Origin of the sequence: Cytobacillus firmus NBRC 15306, from assembly GCF_001591465.1 — a bacterium.
GTDB classification, from domain to species: domain Bacteria; phylum Bacillota; class Bacilli; order Bacillales; family Cytobacillaceae; genus Cytobacillus; species Cytobacillus firmus.
The window spans coordinates 1-5,136 of record NZ_BCUY01000142.1; the positions used below are offsets into that span (position 1 = coordinate 1).

The following is a 5,136-nucleotide window of genomic DNA, read 5'->3' on the forward strand; positions in this document are numbered from 1 at the left end:
GGGGTCCTACCAACAAAAAGCGCAAAACATACGCTAAGCAAATTTCGACATGAAAAAAGCCGATTTTTCCTACGCTAAAGAAATATCGGCTTTAATTTTATTGAATAAGAGGACGCAGTGAATTTAAACTAGCTATTTTCCTCATATCAAAGGTGTATTCACCAAGAAAATTGATATGCTCCCATCCCAAGGGTGAAATATGTTTTAGCAAGTATTCTCGCAAATCCCCTTTTTCCTTCAACAAATTTGTTGCTTCGGTAAGGTATACGGTATTCCATACGCTAATGGCATTAATTATAATGTTTAAAGCACTTGCGCGTTGAAGTTGATCTTGCAGTCCTCGTTCTCGTAATTCACCTCGTTTTCCAAAGAATAATGCTCTTGCCAAGCCATTCATAGCTTCTCCTTTATTTAAGCCTCGTTGAATACGCCTACGTAGAGCTTCATTAGATATGTAATCTAAAATAAAAATAGTCTTTTCGATTCTTCCCATTTCTCGTAAGGCAGTAGCTAACTTGTTTTGTCTTGCATATGACCCCAATTTCCCCATAATCAGCGAACCAGACACTTTTCCTTCTCGAATCGAATGGGCTAAACGGAGTACGTCATCAAAGTTTTCCTGAATAATCTTTGTGTTAATCCGTCCACGAAGTAATTTTTCTAGGTCAGGAAAATCACTTGGCTTTTGAATTGTGTATAGTTTGGAATCAGCTAAGTCACGAAGCCTTGGCGCAAAACGAAAACCTAACAAATGACTTAATCCGAATACTGAATCTGTATAGCCAGCTTTAATTGTACTAGTATTAGAAGTAGTTATTAACGTATCTTGCGATAGTAACTACTTCTTTTATATTTCATTAAAGAATTATTATTTGTACTATTAAATTTATGAATATATAGTATCTTACGAATTAGGGGGTGGAATGTTGAAAGTACAAGAAGTTCTCATTCAAGAGAAGAAAAGATATCTGTTAATTGATAAGAGAGGCTATCCGGTCATACCGGTTGCAAAGTATATAAAGTATTTAGATAACATTGGAAAAGCTGAAAATACACTAAAGTCATACTGTTACCATCTAAAGCTTTATTTTCAATTCCTAGAGGAAAGTCGGTTAAGATATCAAGAAGTGAACCTTGATATCTTGGCTCAATTCATCGGTTGGCTGAGAATTCCCGATCAATCTACAAAAGTCATTTACTTTGAAGAAACCTTAGCTAAACGATCAGAAAGAACAGTCAATACCATCATAACTTGTGTCATAGGATTCTATGACTATTTGACTCGTAATGAGGATTACGTGGGAAATGTAAATAATCAATTAAAAAAGCAGGCCCCAGGGCGTTTTAGGACGTTTAAACCCTTCCTCCATCACATTACAAAAGGGAATTCTTATGATAAAAACATTTTAAAAGTTAAGGAGCCAAAGCGTACAGTTAAAACGTTAAATAAAAACCAATTACAAGTAATTCATAATGCTTGCAGCAATATACGGGATGAATTATTGTTCCGTATTTTATATGAAGGTGGATTACGTATTGGAGAGGCCCTTTCTCTGTGGGTAGAGGATTTTGATATTGGTAAAAATGCTATTTCGGTTAGGAGATCCAAAACATCCGATGGAGAAAAACGAAAAGTCTATGTATCTATTGAGACTATGAATCTCTTTCAAGATTATCTAATAGACTTTCATTCTTACGAAATTGATAGCAATTATGTGTTTATCACCTTAACTGGACCAAATCGTGGTAAACCAATGACTGATGGTTCTGTACGTTCTTTAATTAAACGGATGAAGAAAAAAACAGGAATAGATTTTACCCCTCATATGCTTCGGCATACATATGCCACAGAGTTACATGAAGCAGGAGTAGATATTGCCATCATACAGAGATTATTAGGGCATGCACACGTTCAAACAACGATACAGACTTATATCCATGCATCCGATGAAACCATACGTGGAAGCTGGGAACAAGCTCAATCAAACAAAAAAATAGGAAGAAGAGATAAATAATGACACAGAGTACATTGAAAATAAAACCCCTTCCCCACCATCTGGAACAGATAAATGAACCATTACATGGATATTGGGCAAATGATGTATGGAATGTACAAGAATGTCCCATCCTGGATAAACATTATGATTGGAATAGAAAATTGATTTTTGATAAGGTACACAATCTTAGATTGAAAAATGAATTAAAATACTATTTTTATAAGGGATTAAAGGAGACAAGGATTTCGATTACCTATGCTTTCATGCATTATTCTCCATGTCTTAAAATTTTTACAGAATTCATCTCTCGATACTATGCCAATTTAGATTCTATTATTGATATACAGAAGGAAAAGTTTCTAACAGAATATCGAACATTTCTTGTAGAGAATGGAAAATCAGTTGAAATTGTACACCGGAAAAAGTCATCACCATGGTTGTCACCAACAGTTCAACCATCTTTGTATATTAGACTCTTTCTTCAAGTTTATGAATTTTATTATCAGCTTTATGATGAACGTGATGAAACAGACAAGGATTGTTGGGATGTACGAAAATTGAATATTAATTATAACAATACAATTAGTAGATATTCATTAGACTTTTCGAAGGTTCCACAACCTTATAGACAATTATTTAAAAAATATATAAAGACTCGCCTAGTTGTTCAGCAATCCATTAGCTTTTCTACAGCAATATGTTATTTAAATAGACTTTCGTTTTTCTTCACCTTTTTGAAGGGTAAACATCCTGAGTGGAAAGAATTAAACCAGCTATCCAGAATGGATATTGAGGAGTACATTGAATACTTGCGACATTCCACTATTAAAAAGGGAAAATATTTAATTAATCCAGATCACAATTATGTAAATCGTTTTTTAATAGACCTTAAAACGTTTATCTCATACATACAGAAATTCGAATGGGAAGAAGCTCCGACAAAGTCAGTAATTTCACTATTGTCAATTGAAGATATCCCTAAAAAGAAAAGAGCAAAAGCTGATGAAATTAAATATATCCCGGATGAAGTATGGGAACAGTTAATTTACCATATTAACCAACTTTCCTCAGATCATATACCTATAATTCTTCTAATGGAAGCTACAGGTTTTCGAATAAGTGACGTTTTATCACTTAAAATTGACTGCTTAGTAAATCAAGAAGATGGCTGGTGGATTATCGGAGATCAAAGAAAAGTAAGTTATAAAAATCATAAAGTTCCTATTTCAGAGGAAATTGCAAATGTGGTCCTAGCGCAGCAAGAACTTACAAAAAAGAGATCAACTTTGGACACGAACCCTAAGAAATATTTGTTTCCAACACTTAAAGGGAAAAGGATGGGTAATCCCATATCGCAAGATTCCATTAAGTTGAACCTTAATAAACTAGCTAACAGATGTAATATTAAGGACAAAGATGGAGAAATTTATTGGTTTAAAAATCATGCGTTCCGACACCGTTACGGTGTTAATTTGATTAATAACGGAATGAATATTCTTCATGTTCAAAAACTGATGGCTCATGCCAGTCCTGAAATGACGTTAGTCTATGCCCAAATTCATGATCAAACACTCCGTGATGAATGGGAAAAGGCTCGCGATATTGGCGCAGTAAGACTAGATACACATGGAGAAGTTATTGTCGCTAATTTAGCTCAACAGGCTGAAGAAAACGGAGTTGAACTGGAATGGATACGTCATAACATGGACTCCATTCGTTTAGATCATGGGTTTTGTGTAAAAAGCCCTAAACTTCATTGTGATTTTCTTGAACAGACATTAGAACCACCCTGTATTAAAAACAACTGCCGAAGTTTTCACGTTGACAAGACGTTTCTCGACTATTACCAAGAACAGATATCTAAAATGGAAGCTGATATTGGAGTATACAAAAAATCCGGAAGGTTACGTTCCGTTGAGTTAATTGAGCCCAAATTAAAAAGATATAAAGAATTAGCAAATGGTTTACTACATACTGGTGGTATCTTTGGTTTAGATAAAACCAGGCGTGAGTATGTTGGAGATGAACGTGAGAAGGTGATGCAAAATGTCTAATGAAAACCCAAATACCGAAGGTATTATAAAACATGCAAAGTTAAAAACGGAAAAGACTATTCAAAAAGTTGAAGAAGCGATCAAAAAGATGATAAAAAAACAAATAAAAATCAATTTTAACTCTGTTTCTGCAGAATCAGGGGTTTCAAAAGCATTTCTATACAGAAATACAGAACTCCGAGAACGAATCGAAACACTTCGCAATCAACAAGAAGGTCTCCCTTCAATAAAACAAGCTAAAAGAAATATGAGTGACGCATCTAAAGATGTAATTATTTCTTCCTTACGGAAGAGAATCAAAGATTTAGAGAAGGAAAATAAAGAAATTAAAGAACAAATGAAAATTAAATTTGGGAAGATTTATGAGGGAATTTAAGATCTACGATTTTCCCTCCCTGTTTGATTTTCTGTGTAATATGACAATGCCGTTAAAAGATAAGTTGTATTCAGCAATCGGGCCATTTTCTGGAACAATAGCTTTAAAGAAAATTGAATATAATGATAAAATTTAAGAGAGGTTGTGAAGCGTTGTACTTAAATTAACGGGCAAATTTAGGAAGGAGTCGTTTAAGATAAATAAAATTAAAACAATAGTTATCTGTACATCTATCGTACTAATAATTTTGTTTGGTATTACCTTTTTTGAATACATATTTTTAAGGTTACTCGGATTACAATATAATTCAATCAGTGCTTTAGTATTTTTCTTTGTTATGTATGTATTCCTTGAAATACCTCTCTCACTCATTACAAATGCGATACCAAAAGCTTTGAGATCTGTTGGTATTATTCAATCAAGCAACGGCTGGTTGTCATTTATTTTGAATACAGGTCTCACTTTTGTGTTAATGGAGTTACTCGATACATTTATGGTGAATATTGAGATTGCTTCGCAAGGTTCGCTCATATTTGCATTGATTTCTGGATTTTTTAATTGGACATTAAGAGAAAATGATAAAGAACCACCAGATATTGATAGCAAAGACTTCAAGGAAATAGAGAATAAATTTGGCTCTCAAAAGTAAAGGAAGCGTTAGTAATAACTAAAGATTAATTTTGAAGCTTTATTATTTTTTAAAATCTTT

At 33.5% G+C, this 5,136-nt stretch carries 4 protein-coding genes and 1 pseudogene; 4 read left to right on the forward strand and 1 reads right to left on the reverse strand.

The features are described from left to right. Nucleotides 1-97: 97 nt before the first annotated feature. A pseudogene (locus BFI01S_RS20775) lies at nucleotides 98-838 on the reverse strand (Tn3 family transposase); the annotation flags it as partial. An 85-nt stretch (nucleotides 839-923) separates the two neighbouring features. Here BFI01S_RS20775 and BFI01S_RS20780 point away from each other — a divergent pair. The 4 genes from BFI01S_RS20780 to BFI01S_RS20795 all read left to right on the forward strand — a co-directional run bounded on the left by BFI01S_RS20780 (nucleotide 924) and on the right by BFI01S_RS20795 (nucleotide 5,076). Beyond that, nucleotides 924-2,015, forward strand: a complete 1,092-nt coding sequence (locus tag BFI01S_RS20780; RefSeq protein WP_061794291.1) for a tyrosine-type recombinase/integrase — start codon at nucleotides 924-926, stop codon at nucleotides 2,013-2,015. Further along, a complete protein-coding gene (locus tag BFI01S_RS20785; protein ID WP_061794292.1) occupies nucleotides 2,015-4,051 on the forward strand; it encodes a tyrosine-type recombinase/integrase in 2,037 nt (678 codons plus the stop codon). The genes BFI01S_RS20780 and BFI01S_RS20785 overlap by 1 nt, the downstream gene beginning before the upstream one ends. Beyond that, nucleotides 4,044-4,427, forward strand: coding sequence for a DUF6262 family protein (locus BFI01S_RS20790; RefSeq protein ID WP_061794293.1), 384 nt, complete (start codon nucleotides 4,044-4,046; stop codon nucleotides 4,425-4,427). The genes BFI01S_RS20785 and BFI01S_RS20790 overlap by 8 nt, the downstream gene beginning before the upstream one ends. Nucleotides 4,428-4,647: 220 nt before the next feature. Continuing rightward, a complete protein-coding gene (locus BFI01S_RS20795; protein ID WP_478219363.1) occupies nucleotides 4,648-5,076 on the forward strand; it encodes a YrvL family regulatory protein in 429 nt (142 codons plus the stop codon). Nucleotides 5,077-5,136: the final 60 nt, after the last annotated feature.